This window comes from Halorientalis sp. IM1011 (assembly GCF_001989615.1).
Taxonomy (GTDB): Archaea; Halobacteriota; Halobacteria; order Halobacteriales; family Haloarculaceae; genus Halorientalis.
This window is the reverse complement of record NZ_CP019067.1, coordinates 1,864,900-1,879,285: the sequence shown is the minus strand read 5'-3', so window position 1 is coordinate 1,879,285 and position 14,386 is coordinate 1,864,900. Positions and strand designations below refer to the sequence as shown.

General features: G+C 69.5%; 16 protein-coding genes. 9 read left to right on the top strand and 7 right to left on the bottom strand.

Going from position 1 to position 14,386, the window contains the following annotated elements:
- Positions 1-61 precede the first annotated feature (61 nt).
- Entirely contained in the window at positions 62-2,101 is a 2,040-nt protein-coding gene (locus BV210_RS09510; RefSeq protein WP_077206441.1) for a DEAD/DEAH box helicase, read from the bottom strand.
- A 62-nt stretch (positions 2,102-2,163) separates the two neighbouring features.
- Positions 2,164-2,541 (bottom strand): cupin domain-containing protein, encoded by a 378-nt coding sequence (locus tag BV210_RS09505; protein WP_077206440.1) that lies wholly within the window; start codon positions 2,539-2,541, stop codon positions 2,164-2,166.
- Positions 2,542-2,665: 124 nt separating this feature from the next.
- Between BV210_RS09505 and BV210_RS09500 the strand changes: the two genes are divergently transcribed.
- Complete coding sequence (locus tag BV210_RS09500) at positions 2,666-2,929, top strand: hypothetical protein (RefSeq protein ID WP_077206439.1); 264 nt, start codon at positions 2,666-2,668, stop codon at positions 2,927-2,929.
- On the opposite strand, the gene BV210_RS09495 is transcribed toward BV210_RS09500, so the two are convergent.
- The 3 genes from BV210_RS09495 to BV210_RS09485 are packed head-to-tail and all read right to left on the bottom strand — an operon-like array spanning position 2,930 to position 6,274.
- Positions 2,930-3,487 carry a hypothetical protein gene (locus tag BV210_RS09495; protein WP_077206438.1) on the bottom strand — a complete coding sequence of 186 codons (558 nt, stop codon included), beginning with the start codon at positions 3,485-3,487 and terminating at the stop codon, positions 2,930-2,932.
- Positions 3,488-3,527: 40 nt separating this feature from the next.
- Positions 3,528-4,292 carry a CDP-alcohol phosphatidyltransferase family protein gene (locus BV210_RS09490; RefSeq protein ID WP_077206437.1) on the bottom strand — a complete coding sequence of 255 codons (765 nt, stop codon included), beginning with the start codon at positions 4,290-4,292 and terminating at the stop codon, positions 3,528-3,530.
- The gene (locus BV210_RS09485) at positions 4,289-6,274 is read right to left on the bottom strand and encodes an aldo/keto reductase (protein WP_077206436.1); all 1,986 of its coding nucleotides are present in this window, start codon (positions 6,272-6,274) and stop codon (positions 4,289-4,291) included. Before BV210_RS09485 ends, BV210_RS09490 begins: the two co-directional genes overlap by 4 nt.
- An 82-nt stretch (positions 6,275-6,356) precedes the next feature.
- On the opposite strand from BV210_RS09485, the gene BV210_RS09480 reads away from it, so the two are divergent.
- The 7 genes from BV210_RS09480 to BV210_RS09450 all read left to right on the top strand — a co-directional run bounded on the left by BV210_RS09480 (position 6,357) and on the right by BV210_RS09450 (position 12,234).
- On the top strand, positions 6,357-6,725 hold the full coding sequence (locus BV210_RS09480; protein WP_077206435.1) for a hypothetical protein: 369 nt from the start codon (positions 6,357-6,359) through the stop codon (positions 6,723-6,725).
- A gap of 6 nt (positions 6,726-6,731) precedes the next feature.
- Positions 6,732-7,631 (top strand): hypothetical protein, encoded by a 900-nt coding sequence (locus BV210_RS09475; RefSeq protein WP_077206434.1) that lies wholly within the window; start codon positions 6,732-6,734, stop codon positions 7,629-7,631.
- A gap of 167 nt (positions 7,632-7,798) precedes the next feature.
- Positions 7,799-8,803: a zinc-binding alcohol dehydrogenase gene (locus tag BV210_RS09470; RefSeq protein WP_077206433.1), complete on the top strand. Its 1,005-nt coding sequence runs from the start codon at positions 7,799-7,801 to the stop codon at positions 8,801-8,803.
- A gap of 201 nt (positions 8,804-9,004) precedes the next feature.
- Positions 9,005-9,397 carry a 6-carboxytetrahydropterin synthase gene (locus BV210_RS09465; RefSeq protein ID WP_077206432.1) on the top strand — a complete coding sequence of 131 codons (393 nt, stop codon included), beginning with the start codon at positions 9,005-9,007 and terminating at the stop codon, positions 9,395-9,397.
- Positions 9,382-10,452 carry a glycosyltransferase family 4 protein gene (locus BV210_RS09460; RefSeq protein ID WP_077206431.1) on the top strand — a complete coding sequence of 357 codons (1,071 nt, stop codon included), beginning with the start codon at positions 9,382-9,384 and terminating at the stop codon, positions 10,450-10,452. The genes BV210_RS09465 and BV210_RS09460 overlap by 16 nt, the downstream gene beginning before the upstream one ends.
- A complete protein-coding gene (locus BV210_RS09455) occupies positions 10,449-11,369 on the top strand; it encodes a hypothetical protein (RefSeq protein WP_077206430.1) in 921 nt (306 codons plus the stop codon). Before BV210_RS09460 ends, BV210_RS09455 begins: the two co-directional genes overlap by 4 nt.
- Positions 11,370-11,448: 79 nt before the next feature.
- Positions 11,449-12,234: a GTP cyclohydrolase III gene (locus BV210_RS09450; RefSeq protein WP_077206429.1), complete on the top strand. Its 786-nt coding sequence runs from the start codon at positions 11,449-11,451 to the stop codon at positions 12,232-12,234.
- On the opposite strand, the gene BV210_RS09445 is transcribed toward BV210_RS09450, so the two are convergent.
- Positions 12,231-12,965 (bottom strand): molybdopterin-binding protein, encoded by a 735-nt coding sequence (locus BV210_RS09445; protein WP_077206428.1) that lies wholly within the window; start codon positions 12,963-12,965, stop codon positions 12,231-12,233. The genes BV210_RS09450 and BV210_RS09445 overlap by 4 nt on opposite strands.
- Before the next feature lie 220 nt (positions 12,966-13,185).
- Between BV210_RS09445 and BV210_RS09440 the strand changes: the two genes are divergently transcribed.
- Entirely contained in the window at positions 13,186-13,782 is a 597-nt protein-coding gene (locus tag BV210_RS09440) for an OsmC family protein (RefSeq protein ID WP_077206427.1), read from the top strand.
- Positions 13,783-13,786: 4 nt separating this feature from the next.
- Here the strand turns inward: BV210_RS09440 and BV210_RS09435 are convergent, their stop codons facing one another.
- Complete coding sequence (locus BV210_RS09435; RefSeq protein WP_077206426.1) at positions 13,787-14,227, bottom strand: hypothetical protein; 441 nt, start codon at positions 14,225-14,227, stop codon at positions 13,787-13,789.
- Positions 14,228-14,386 lie beyond the last annotated feature (159 nt).

Here is a 14,386-nt window from a genome sequence, read left to right as displayed (position 1 = left end):
TCCTCCGGTCGCAGTGTGAATATGTGTTACGGGGGACCCGTCACCTCGTCGAGACGACCGCTCACTCCTCGTCGCGCAACTCCAGATCCGCGACGATGCCGGCCGGATCCCTGCCCTTCCTGATCCCGTCGAGCATCAGGAAGGCCTGATCCGGCGCGAGGAAGTGGCGAGTCACCGCCCGCCCCAGCGGCGTCGGCTCCAGCCCGTCGATGAACTCGTATTCGAGGAGTTTCCCCAGGGCGTGTTTCGTGGGGACCTCCCCGACCATCCGGTCGTTGAGCCGCTTTGCTCCCTTGCCCGCGACGGTGACGTTGGCCAGCGTCTCCTCGACGGCCGCACCCTCGTCGTAGCGGGTGATCACCGCCTCCATGTCGCCTTTCAGGAGCTTGAACGCCACCTCGTCCTCGGTCATCTCCATGCTGTTGTGGTAGACGCCGTCCGGTTCGACCAGCATGTACACCGTCCCCTGGTCGTGGTAGTCCGGCCGGCCCGCCCGGCCGAGCATCTGCTCGAACTCCTGGACGGTGAGCCACTCGATGCCCATCGCCAGCGAGTCGAAGATCACCTGTGATGCCGGGAAGTCGACCCCCGCCGCCAGCGCCGCGGTCGTCACGACCGCCGCGAGGTCCTGGTCGGCGAACTGCCGCTCGACCGTCTTGCGGCGTTTGTAGTCCAGCCCTGCGTGGTACGGGGCCGAATCGTACTGCAACTTCCGGGAAATCTCGTGACACCGCCGCCGGGAGTTGGTGAAGACGATCGTCTGCCCGCGATACCCCTTCGAGGACTCCTGGTCGAACGCCCGCTTGACCAGTTTGTCCTCCACGTCGAGTTTCTCCCGCCCGTCCGCGAAGGTGAGGTGCCGTTCGATCGGCACCGGGCGCTCCTCGAACTCGATCAACTGCGCGCGGAGCTTCTCGGCCAGTTGGCCGGGGTTGCCGACCGTCGCCGAGAGGTAGATGTACTGGGTATCGGCTGGGCTCTGATGGGTTTCGGTGTAATGCTTCAGCCGCGAGATCAGCCCGTCCAGCCGGTGCCCCCGCTCTTCCTCCCCGAGCGTGTGGACCTCGTCGATGACGACAGTGCCGATGTCCCCGAGGTCCTTCCCCGTCCGGAGCGCGTGATCGATACCTTCGTAGGTACCGACGATGATGTCGGCGTCCGGCGAGAAGCGGTTGCCGTCGTCGTTGATGCGGCTGGCACCCACCCGGATCGTCACGTCGGCGATGTCGCCGTAGCGCTCCTCGAAGGACTCGTGTTTCTGGTTTGCCAGCGCCACGAGGGGGACGAGGAAGAGCATCTTCCCCTCGCCGTTGAGGACCCGGTCGAGACCCGCCATCTCGCCGATCAGGGTCTTCCCCGTGGCGGTGGCGCTGACGACGAGCTGGTCGCGGCCGTTCAGCACCTCGTTCTCCACGGCGAGACTCTGGACGGGGAGCAGTTCGTCGAACCGCCCCTCGAGTTTCGACTGGATGCCCGGGTGTAGCGACAGGGAGTCGACGGGGACGGGATCCACGTCGTCCAGCGTCGCGCTGATCTCGTCGAACTTGGTCAGGTCGGGGTCGAGTCGCCCCTCAAGCAGGTTGGTGATCCGATCCAGGTCCTGCACGTCGAGCAGGAGTTCTTCGAGGCGCTCGCGGGCGCTCGCGCTCATCGACCCCTGCATCGTGATCTGTCGGTCCAGTTCCTCTCTGGCACAGTCGGGACAGATCGCCTCGTCGTCGGTCTCGATGGCCGTCTCGCTCGTTATCGGGGAGTACCGGCCGTCGCGGGCGCAGAACCGACAGGTCCGGACGACCTTGGCGTCGAGTTGATAGCCGTCGAGCATGTCGAGCAACCGCTGGCGACCCGCCTGCGAGGTCTGCTGTGAGATGCGGATGCGTGTGGCTCGCCGGGCGATGTCGACGAACTCGTCGGGGCTGCGCGGTTCCTCGCTGGTCCCCTCCTTGATCCGGAACCGGCCCGGCCGGGGGCCGGCGTCGGTCTCTTTCAGTTCGAGGACGGCCTGAAACAGCCGCTGGCCGTCCCGCTCGACGACCGTCCGGTAGTCGTCGCCGTCCTCGTGGAGGAACAGCGTATCGACCTGCGCGACCTGCCGTGACACGGCCTTGGGTACTCGGTTGAGGTATTTCAGTCGCTCGGAAACCGAACAGGTCGCCGGGCGGGTCAGTCCACGAGTTCGATCTCGTCGTCGCCGTTGGGCACCGCACAGACGAACGCGCCCTCGGCGTCACCGTCGTTGCGGTACCAGTGGACGACGCCGGCGGGGATGAACAGCGAGTCACCCGCGGAAACCTCGTGTTCGTCGTCGCCGATACCCACCGTGTAGGTCCCCTGAAGGACGTACTGTTCGTGTTCGATCTCGTTGGTGTGTTCGGGAATCTCGCCCCCGGGCGCGATGGTGAACCGGCGGATCGCGAAGTTCGGTGCGCCGTCGTCCTCGTCGATCAGGACACCCTTCTCGACGCCCTCGGCGGCGTCGACGGTCTCGTAGTCGATCTCGTCGCCCCGACGGATCAGGGGCTCGGCGTCGGTGTCGCTCATGACCGAAGGCATGACCCGGGCACACAAAGCGACGGCGGTGCCCGCCACCGGAAAGCGAGCGAAAGCCGACCGGCAAATACAGTGACCTCGGTGGCGACCGAACGACAGCCCACGGAGGGCACGTATGGAGGACACGGAACGGCACTGGCAGCGCCGACGGGACCTCGAAGGCGGGAAGGAACTCGGCATCTGGCTTCTGATCGACGGCGGCGCGGTCGAGCGAGAGCTGTACGTCGAGTCCCACGAGTATCGCGGCGGTGCGTTCGACGTGTTCACGTACGCCGACGGCGACTGGATCCACGAAGGGGAGTTCGAGACCGCCACCGACGCGTTCGCGGCCGCCGGGCAGGCGCTCGCGGAGAGCGATGCCCCGGTGGCCGACACCTGATCACGCGACGATGGGTTCGAAGTACTTCGGGAGCCGCTTGCGCAGGGCGGTGTAGACGCCGGCACCGGCGACGAGCGCGAGCGTCACCCAGCGGATCGGCCCCGAGAAGACGAGGACGACCGGCACGGCGAACGCGGCCGTGACGAGGAAGTCACGCGGTGAGCCGTCGTAGGGGACGACGTACCGGGCACGCAGCCAGCGGCCAGCGGCGTGGCAGTAGACGGCGTCTGGGTTGGTCCGCTCCCAGGGTCGCAGTTCCTCGCCGGCCCCGAGCGCGTCGCTGGCGGAGTGGACGGCCGCCGCGAGGAAGGCGACCGCGACCGCGACCGACAGCGGCGTCGGTGCGGCCAGCGCGAGGCCGACGGCCAGCGCCGCGGGGACGAACAGCAGTGCGGGCGCGTGGAGCGTCCGGCGGTGCTGGCCGACGAACAGATCCACGTCGGGCGCGGCACCGCCGATCGCGCCGCCGACCGCGGCGGCGGTCCCCAGCGCCGGCTCGACGGTCGCGACGGCTGCCCCGAGTGCGAGCCCGACCACGACGTGCGTCGGTGCCATCATGCCTGTGCGGTCCGGCCCGGGAGTTGGCACGGCGCGGGTATCACTGTTCCGCCGCTCGCGGCAGGTAGCCGGCCACGAGCAGGTAGTCCCGGGCGAACAGCGCCAGCGACGGCGTCAGCACCACGGCGGCGAGGACCGCGAGCGGCTCCCGCGGGACGAGCGGGACCAGCGCGACGGTGACGAACACCATCTGCAGGCCCGACAGCTGTCGGCGCCGCTCGCTGGGCGGCAAGTCGTGGACCGGCTGGCCCCGCCAGCGGCGGAGCCCGCGCCCGGCCTTGAACAGGTACCGGGCGGCCGACAGCGACAGGTACCAGACCGGGAGCCGTCCCCAGACGACGGCGACGACCGGTGCGACGAGAAAGCCCAGCGTGTCGAACGCCATGTCGAGTCGTTCGCCGAGCCGCGTGCCCCCGCCCGTCCGGCGGGCGATCCGCCCGTCGAGCCAGTCGAGAGCGACGCCGGTGCCGTAGCAGAGCCCCGGGAGCCAGGCGACCAGCGCCGTCGGCGACAGGACGGCGAAGCCGGCGACGGCGGCGTAGAGCCACCCGCGGACCAGCGTGACGGCGTCGGCGACCCGCAACGCCGGTCCCGCCGTCGGCACCCGGTCGTGCCGGGAGTGGTAGAACCAGGCCTCGTACCCCACGATCGGGACCACGACGAGCGCCCACGCGGCCGCCCCGGCGGGGTCGACCAGCCGTGCCAGCGCGGCCGCGCCGACCGTCGGCACCAGCACGGTTCCACAGCCGAGGAACAGCCACCGTCGGCGTCGCCGAGCGAGACGGGCGCGTTCGGTCCCGCTCATCGCTCGAACTCCGGATCTTCGAGGGTCGCGATCCGGTTTCTGGCCTCGGCGTCCAGTCGTTCGCCGGCCGCTGCGAGGTTGGCGACGACGTGGGCCGCGTCGTTGCTCGATGGAATCGGTACGACTCCCTCGGTCACGTTCCACGCGAGGACGACCGCGGCGGGCGAGAGCCCACGGTCGGCCGCGATCTCGTCGAGGACCGGTTCCGAGAGCAGGCCGGGGGCGGACAGCGGCGAGTGGGCGATGACGCGAATCCCCCGCTCGTGGCAGAAGTCGACGAGTTCCGTCCGCGGCCGGTAGGGATGGCGCTCCACCTGCACGACCGCGGGTTTCACCGAACCCGTCTCCAGTACGGTCTCGATCTGCGCTCTGGTGACGTTACAGAGCCCGAGCGTCCGCGCCCACCCCCGGTCGTGGATCGCCTCCAGATTGGCCCACGAGTCGGTGAGCGACCGATCGACGGTGGGGGTCTCGCCGGTCTCGTCCTCCGGGAAGGCGATGGCCTCCTGCTCGGCGACCGGTTTCTCCGCCAGTCGTTCGAGCGGCCCCTGATAGGCCCACGAGTCGGGCCAGTGCAGGGCGTAGCAGTCGAAGGTCTCGATCCCGAGTTCGGCGCGGCTCCCGGCACACGCCTCCTCGACGTGGCCGTGGTTCGTGTTCCAGACCTTCCCGAACAGGAACAGCGTCTCGCGATCCGGCGTCCCGGGCGCGGCCAGCAGGTCCCCGATCCGGTGTTCGTTGCCGTACAGTTCCGCGGTGTCCAGCAGGCGGTACCCGGCGTCGAGCGCCGTCGCGATGGACTCGACCCGATCCACGTACTCGTCGCCGCCGCGGTAGCGCGAACAGCCGAACCCGATCGGTGGGAGGCGGAGCGACCGGCTCACTGGCTCGGTCGTCCCGCCGGACGCGTCTCGCCGCGGCCGGAAGATCGGTCGCGAGGGTCTGGTGGGTGTCACGCCCGGATCGGGAACCGGCAGGGGGCCCGCTGTGGTCCCCGTCGCGACGCGTTCGACGGCCTCACAGACGGCGACGACGTGTTCACCGCGGCGGGCGGTCGCCCGGGGCCGTCGCCCGTCGGCCACCGCGGCCGCCAGCCGTTCGACGCCGTCAGGGTAGGTGCCGGCGCTGGTCGGCCGCTGGACGGGCATGGGGGTGTACTCGCGGCCCTGCCGGCCGAAGGAGACGGCGTCGATGTCGGCGTCGAGCGCGCCGGCGTCCTGCAGTCGCAGGGAGCCGTCGTCGCCGTGGAGTTCCACGCCGTAGAACTCCCGGCTCCGGTGGGGCGCGTAGAAACTCGCGGTCAGGCGGACGACCGGCCCCGAGACGAATTCGAGAGTGGCCTCGACGTGGGTCGGGGCCTCCGGGGTCGCGGACTCGCGGGCCGGCCACACGTCCAGCGCGTCTGCGGTGCGGACCCGTTCGACGGGGCCAAAGAGCGCGACGAGGACGGTGAGCGGGTAGACCGCGCCGTCGTACAGCGGCCCGACCGACAGGAAGCCATCCGGACTCTGGTGCCACTCGGTGACCCGGCCGACGTGGGCGTAGGCGTAGCCCAGTCCGACCCGGCCGAGTCGCCCGTCGGCGACGGCGCGCCCCGCGAGTCGCTGTGCCGGACATCGCGGCGCGACGGGCGCACAGCCCAGCGCGCGGTCGCGGTCGGCGGCCAGTTCCAGCAGGTCACGGGCGGTGTCGGCGTCGAGCGCGAGCGGTTTCTCGCTGTAGACGTGGCGGTCGGCGGCGAGCGAGCGCCGCGTCACGGTCGCGTGGGCACCGTGACTCGTGAGGTTCACGACCACCGGGGCGTCACAGGCGGCGAGTGCGTCGTCGAGGTCGGCGAACGCGGCGGCGTCGTGGCGGGCGGCCAGCCGCTCGGCCCGGCGGCCGTCGGTGTCACAGACGCCCGCGAGCGTGAGCGGGCCGTCCGCGAGCCCGGCCGCGTACCGGTCGGCGACGGCCCCCGCACCCACGAACAGGCAGTTCACATCCCTAGACAGGGATTGAGTGGCATAAATTCACGGCCGGGTCGCGGCCAAAATTGAAGCCACTCGCGTCCCCACTAGGGCTATGACAGAGACAGCCTCGGGCGGACTCGCGATCGACACGGCATCGCTGTCGCCGCTGCACTGGGTGGCGTTCGGCCTCGCGGCGATCACGGGTGTCCTCCACCTCTGGCTCGGGGTGCAGTTCGTCACGTCGCCGGTGGGTATCAGTTTCCTGCTGGCCGGAATCGGGTTCTTCGTGGGCGCGGCGCTGGTCGCGGTCGACTACCGCCGTCGGCTCGTCTACGCCGTCGGTATCCCGTTCACCGCCGTCCAGATCGTCGCCTGGTACCTGGTGAACGCGCCCGACTTCTCGCCGCTCGGCTACCTCGACAAGGCCGTACAGGTCGTCTTCGTCGTCGTGCTGGTGGTGCTGTACCGACGCGAGGGGTAGCCGGTCGTGCTCGCCGACGACGCGGGCCGCGGCCCGCTCCGGCAGTCTGTCCTCCGGGCGATCCAGACGGTCGGGCACCGGCTCGACTACGGTACCTCGGTCTACGAACGCGAGTGGGACCTGCTGATCGTCCTCGACGGCTGTCGACCCGACGCGCTGGCGACCGTCGCTCCCTCGTTCGCGTTCGTCGGCGAGGTCGACCGAGTGCGGTCTGTCGGCAGCTGTTCCTCGGAGTGGCTGACCCGGACGTTCGACCCGGAACGGGTCGACGCCGTCGCCGGGACGGCCATGGTGACGGGCAACACCTGGACCGACCGGTACCTCGACGCCGACGCCTTCGCCGCCCTCGACGAGGTCTGGAAGTACGCGTGGGACGGGGGACTCGGGACCGTCCCTGCCGGAGCGATCACCGACCGAGCGGTCGCGCTGGCCCGTGATCGAGACCCCGAGCGTCTGGTCGTCCACTACATGCAGCCCCACCATCCGTTCGTCCCGGACCCTGTCGCGGGTGACGAGGGGATGGCCCGGACCGGCGCACGGAGTAGCGACGCGAACCCGTGGGTGGCGCTCCGGCGCGGCGAGGTCTCCGTCGAGCGCGTGCGGCGGGCCTACGAGGCGAACCTCCGGTACGTCCTGGAGTCGGTGGCGGTCCTCCTCGACAACGTCAGTACCGACCGCGCGGTGATCACGGCCGATCACGCCAACCTCTTCGGGGAATGGGGGCTGTACGGGCACCCGATGCACACGCCGGTACCGGCGCTGGTGACCGTCCCGTGGGTCGAGACCGACGGGCGGGATCGGGGGACGTACGAACCGACGCTGTCCCCGCCGGAACCCCTGCCTGTGGGGCGCGTGTACGGGGACGGGGACGCGACCGACCGGCTGGCGGCGCTTGGGTATCGCTAACTATGCATACGCGCAACGAGGCGTCTGTACTGGATTTCCGCCACACACAGCTTTTATCAGCTACAGCCCTTGGCACTGCCATGGCGATTCAGCCCCCGTCGACGTTCCGGCCCGAGCGCACGAATCGGATCGACGACCGTCGCTACCGCGTCCGGGGGTGAGCGACCGTGGCTGCACGCTCGCTGTATTTCACCGGCCCGCGTGAGGTAGCGGTTCGTGAGCGACCGGTCCCGGACCCCGGACCTGACCAGGTTCGCGTTCGGACGGAACGCTCGGCCATCAGCCCCGGCACGGAACTGTTGCTCTACCGGGACGAAGCGCCGGCCGGCATCGAGATCGACGAGACCATCGACGCGCTCGACGGAACCCTCTCGTACCCGCTCCAGTACGGCTACGCGGCCGTCGGCCGCGTGACTGCGACCGGCGCGAACGTCGACGCCGACTGGGAGGGGCGGCGCGTGTTCGCGTTCCACCCCCACGAGAGTCACTTCCTCGCCACCCCCTCGGAACTGATCCCAGTCGATCAGCCCGCCGAGCGCGCGACGCTTTTGGCCAACGCCGAGGCCGCAGTCAACTTCGTGATGGACGGCCGCCCGCGGGTCGGTGACCGGGTCGCCGTCTTCGGGCAGGGGATCGTCGGCCTGCTGACGACCGCCGTCCTCTCGGAGTTCCCGCTGGGCGAACTGGTGACCGTCGACCCCTACGCGCGGCGACGGGAGATCTCGGAGCGACTCGGCGCGGACAGGGCCGTGGCCGACGCCGATGCGCTCGGCGATGCGGTGGCGACCGAACACGTCGACGGCGCTGACCTGACCTTCGAGCTTTCGGGCAACCCGGACGCGCTCGACGACGCCATCGACGCGACGGGCTACGCCGGGCAGGTGATCGTCGGCTCGTGGTACGGCAACAAGCCGGCGACCCTGCACCTCGGCGGGGAGTTCCACCGGAGCCACGTCCGGGTCCAGAGCAGTCAGGTCAGCCGCATCGACCCGGATCACGCCGGCCGCTGGGACAAGGAACGACGGCTCTCGCTGGTGCGTGACCTGCTGGCCGAGATCGACGTGTCAGCGCTTTTCAGCCACGAGTTCCCCGTCGAGCAGGCCGACGACGCCTACGAACTGCTCGACGACGCCCCCGAGCGCGCGCTGGGTGTCGTGTTGACGTACGAGTAGCGGGCGGCTCGACCAGCGGGAGAGCCACCGACTGGCCGAACGGCGACGGAGACGCCGTGAACCGGGCGGCTCGACCAGCGGGAGAGCCACCGACTGGCCGAACGGGGAGCAACGACCGACGGGAGACCCCCAGACGACGCGGCCACAGCCTCTCGGCAGCGGCGGGACACTTAGGTGGCGACGGACCGTGGTAGGTTCTACATGTACACGGTCACGGTGCTGGAGTCGTTCGTCGCACAGCACTTTCTCACTGTCCCGGACGCGGGGCCGGAGGGGGAGCCACACTCCCACCGATACGAGGTCGAACTCACGTTCAGGGGGCCGGAACTGAACGAGTTCGACTACCTCGTCGACATCGACGACGTGGAGGCGGCGCTGGACGGACTCCACAGTCGCTACGCCGACACGATGCTCAACGACCTGCCGGAGTTCGAGGGGCACAATCCGAGCGTCGAGCGGTTCGCAAAGGCAGTCTGGGAGCGGGTCACCGAAGATGTGACCGACGACACGGTGACGGAGGTCGCAGTAACGATCTGGGAAGACGACGAGGCCCACGCGGCGTACGAGGCGTCCGTTCCATGCGCGTCGGCCTGACCCTGTACGGGAGTCTCGACGGGCAGTCGGGCGGATTCCGGTACGATCGGCGACTCGTCGACGGGCTCCGTGACGCCGGCGAAACCGTCGACGTGATCGAACTCCCGCGCCGCCGGTACACTCGCGGCCTGCTCGACAATCTCTCGCCCTCGCTGCGCGACCGACTCCAGGTCGACGTGGACGTAATGTTACAGGACGAACTCGCCCACCCGTCACTCCTCCGGGTGAACCGCGACCTGCCGTATCCGGTCGTCAGCGTCGTCCACCACCTGCGAGCCAGCGAGGGTCGCCACCTCGCCGGCCTCTACCGTGCCGTCGAGCGCCGCTACCTCGGCGGCGTCGACGCCGCCGTCTGCAATAGCACCGCGACCCGGGCCACAGTGACCGAGACCGGCGGCCCCCCGGAAGATCGAACGGTCGTCGCCCCACCCGCCGGCGACCGCTTCGATCCCGACATCGACGCCGCGACCATCGACACGCGGGCGCACGAGGGGCCACTGAGAGTTGCCTTCGTCGGCAACATCGAGCCCCGGAAGGGGCTGGACACGCTCGTCGACGGGCTGGCCGAGGTCGACGAACCATGGGAGTTGACGGTGGTCGGGCGGGCGGAAGATCCGTCGTACGTCCGGCGGGTCGAGAACGAGATCGCCCGCAGCGGTGCCGGCGACCGCATCGACATGCGCGGGCGACTCCCGGACGACGAGCTCGCGGCCGTGCTCCGGCGGAGTCACGTCCTGGCGATCCCCGCCCGCCACGAGGGCTTCGGCATCGCCTATCTGGAGGGGATGAGCTTCGGGCTACCGGCGGTCGCGTCGGCCGCGGGCGGAGCGCGGGACTTCGTGACACCCGGGGAGACGGGCGCGCTGGTCGACCCCGACGACTCCGAGGGCGTGACGCGAGTGCTGGGCGCACTCGCCCGGGACCGCGACCGCCTCGCCCGGATGGGGCGGGCGGCGCGGGAGCGATACGAGGCCCACCCCGACTGGCCCGAAACGACCGCCCGGGTCCGTGAGTTCCTGCACGGAGTGGCCGGCGACGGAGGGGTCGCCGCATGACGGCCGACGACTTCCGGCGGTACCTCGACGCCAAGCGGTCCGTCGACGACCGGAGTCTCGACCGGCGACTCTGGCGACAGCTCCGCATGACCCTCGCGACGGCGGCCGACGACGAGGGACCGTTCCGCGTGCTGGAGGTCGGACCCGGGGTCGGGACGATGATCGAACGGGCCGTCGAGTGGGACCTCTTCCCCGGGGACCGGGACGTGGTCTACACCGCCGTCGACCGGGACGCGGAGGTCGTCGGGACGATCTCCGACCGCCTCGCGGACTGGGCGGCCGACCGCCCCGTCGAGGTCAGCGAACGCGACGACGGGATCGACCTCGTCTGGCCGAAGCGAACCATCGCTGTGCGGCCCGTGACCGCCGAGGCCGGGGCCTTCGTCGCCGACGCCGACCGGACCTGGGACCTGCTCGTCGGCCTGGCCGTCCTCGACGTACTCGGACTGGAGACACTACCGACGCTTCTGTCCGGGCTCGCGCCCGGCGGGCACTGGTACTTCCCGATCACCTTCGACGGCGGGACGCGGTTCACCCCGGACCACCCGGCCGACGACGCCGTCGAGCGCGCGTACCACGACCACATGGACGCGAAGCCGGGTGGCGACAGCCGCGCGGGTCACCACGCACTGACGCGACTCCGGGACCTGGACGGGGCGACGGTGTCGGGCGTCGCGGGATCGGACTGGGTCGTCTACCCGGACGAGAGCGGGTATCCCGACGACGAGGCGTACTTCCTGCAGTACGTCCTGCGGACGATCGAGGGCGCACTCGGGGAGGTCGACAGGGGTGCGGGGCTCGACGACGACACGCTCGACGACTGGCTCCGGACGCGCCGGAAGCAGGTCACGTCCGGCGAACTCGTCTACGTGACCCATCAGCTGGACCTGCTCGGGCAGTGGACGGGCGGGGAGTGAGGAGCGGGGGCGCAGACCTCTCGGCTCATCCGACCGTCTTCCAAAGAACAATACTCCTCTACCCCGTACAACGGGTATCGTGACTAACACGCAGGTTACGCTGATCCAGATCGACAACTACGGGCCCTGGACAGTCACGCCGACGCCGCGCCGGGAGGTCGACCTCCAGACGATGCAGTCGCGGCTGTACGCCGACGTGTCCCAGCTCGTCGGTAACCGCCAGGGATACGCCTTCTTCGGCCGATTCGACAACATGGTCGCCGTGACCAACGGACTCGACGCCGAGGACCTCGCACTGGTCCAGGAGTCCATCGGGAACCGCTACCCCGTCACCGCGAGCGTGAGCGTCGCAGTCGACGCCTCGCCGGTCGCCGCGCTGGGCCGTGCCTCGGATCGCCTCCAGGAGGCCGGCAGCGCACAGGACGAGACCCGACGGGAGATCCTTCGGGGCGAGACCCTCGCCGAGGACGAGCGGACGGACGACGACGTACAGATCGCCCACTTCGACGTGAACGACGCGACGGGCAAGTACACGGACGAACTCAACGAGTTCGACACGTTCATCCGGATCGAACAGGGCTACGCCGAACTGATGCGCTACATGCGACAGGCCCACGACTCCCTCTCCTTTTTCGTCGGCGGCGACAACATCATCGCCGTCTGTGCGGACCTCTCGACGGCCGACTACCGCGACGCCATCGACCACGTCCGCGAGGCAGTCGACGTGGACCTGAAAGTGGGGGTCGGACAGGCCGGCGTCGCACAGGCCGCCGGCATGGCCGCCAAACACGCGCTGGAGGAGTGTCGCGAGGACGGGACGACGGTCGAGTTCACCGAGCCGCCCGCGGTCGCGGCCGACGACTAGTCCTCGCCAGCCGGTGGCTCCTCGCTCGCGTCCACTTTCTCTGCGAGCCACGCCGTCGCGGCGTCGACCTGTTCGGGGTCGTCACCGGTCACTTTCAGCCGATTGTGGCCCGCGTCCCGATCGGGATAACAGCCGACGGTCACGTCGAACTGTGCGCCCGCGTCGGTCAGGGCGTCCACGAGGTTGGCCTCCGGTTTCTCCGTGTAGAGGAACTCCGAGATCGCGTCGCCCTCGAACTCGTCTTCCACGTCCTCGAACATGGTCTTCATCTCGTCGGGGATTCCCGGCAGGACGTAGACGTTCTCGACCACACAGCCCGGGGCCAGTCCCGCGCGGTTGAGCAGGGGCCGACTCCCCTCTGGGATCGTGGCCTCGGCCTCGGCGTCGACCTCGAGGTCGGGATAGTCGCCGGCGATGGCTTCGAGGGTCTCTTCCACGTCGGCCAGCGCCAGCTCGTCTACCGCGAGGCCACGGTCGAAGGCGTCGGCGACGGCCGCCATCGTCACGTCGTCGGGCGTCCCCCCGAGCCCGCCGGTGACCAGGACGGCGTCGTAGGCCCCACTGTAGGCCCGCACGCGTTCGGCGATCTCCGCGCGCTCGTCGGGCACGACCAGTACGCGCCGGACCGACACGCCCCGCTCGGCGAGTCGTTCTGCCAGCCACGAGGCGTTCGTGTTCACCGTGTCCCCCGCGAGCAACTCGTCCCCGACCGTGACCAGTGCGACCTGCACGACCGAGGAGAGGACCCCACACACAAAAGAGGTAACGGGGCACGACAGTCGTGGCGGCCACCAGCACTAACGACGACCTACCCGACTCCGGCGTCTCACCGGTAGCGTCGCGGACAGGTGCCGGCGGGAGACGAGCCTCGACGAGAGTCGGCGACCCTACCGCGTCGGGGGCGCAGGTGGGCGGCTCATAACTACGGATCCGGATAGTGTCCCTCCTCGTATGGCATCCGAAGAACCGACACGACAGCGCATGGGCGTCGACCTCGACACGTATCACGAGTTCGTCGAGTGGGTCGGCGACGAACCCGAGGAAGCGAGACTGGAGTTCAGGGCACGCGGCGAGAGCGAGGACGTGGCCGCCCGGACCGCCGCGTCCGTCGGCGAGTGGTCGCTCGGCGGCGAGGAGATGGGCGCGGACCGCGAGCACGAATTTAGCTTCGGCGTCCCACCGGAGATCGAGGCGGAGATGGGCTTTTCCGAGCCGGCAGACCGGATCGAGGCCGTCGAGACGGCCCTGTCGGCGGTCGCCGCCTGCATCAACGCCACGGTCGCCTACAACGCGCTCCGGGACGGGATCGACGTCGGTGACACCGAGACCACCGTCAGCCTCCCGGTCGACACGCAGGTCCTGTTCGGCCACTCGGACGCGTTCGAGGACGTGGTGGGCGATCCCGAGATCGAAATCGAGATCGACGGGACGGGCCTCGACGACGACGAGCGCGAGAAACTGGCGGCCTACTACCGACAATCGCCGGTGTACGGCATGCTGACTCACGCGCACCCGAACGAGCCCTCGGTGACCGTCCGCGGCGACTGAACGGTCAGATCAGGACCTTCCCGGCCAGCGGGACGAGTCGGTCGTTCACGAGCGATCCCTGTTTTTCGACGGTTGTCGACGCGAGCGCTCCGACGAGGCTGACGGACTGCGTGGCCGCGAACAGCGGCAGCGAGACCAGCGACGCCACCGGCACGTCGTTGCGGGCGTGGCCCAGCGGTTGATAGTGGGGGTTCACCCGGTCGAGCGACACCTCCCACCGATCCCGGAACTCCTTGATCTGGACGTGTTCGCCCGGGCTGTCCTCCCGGTAGACCCGGACCGCACCGCCGTGGATCGACCACGGAAAGTTCGAGGGCCGCACCTCGACCGAGTCCGGGAGCCCAGGCTCGACAGTCTTCGAGACGACGACGCGGTTCTCGTGGCCCACCTGTCGCACACGGGCCAGCGCCTCCGCCCACCCCGCAGCGTCGTAGGTCTCGACCATGTGGCAGGGTTGTCACGAGACGGGTTAAAACACACCGTCTGCCATCGGTCGATCGGATGTGCCACAACCAACATATAAATCTTGTGGCCCGTGTGCTGAATCAGAAACTCTCCACGGGACACCAAAGTGTCGGTAAGTGTAGACGGAAGCGACGCATGT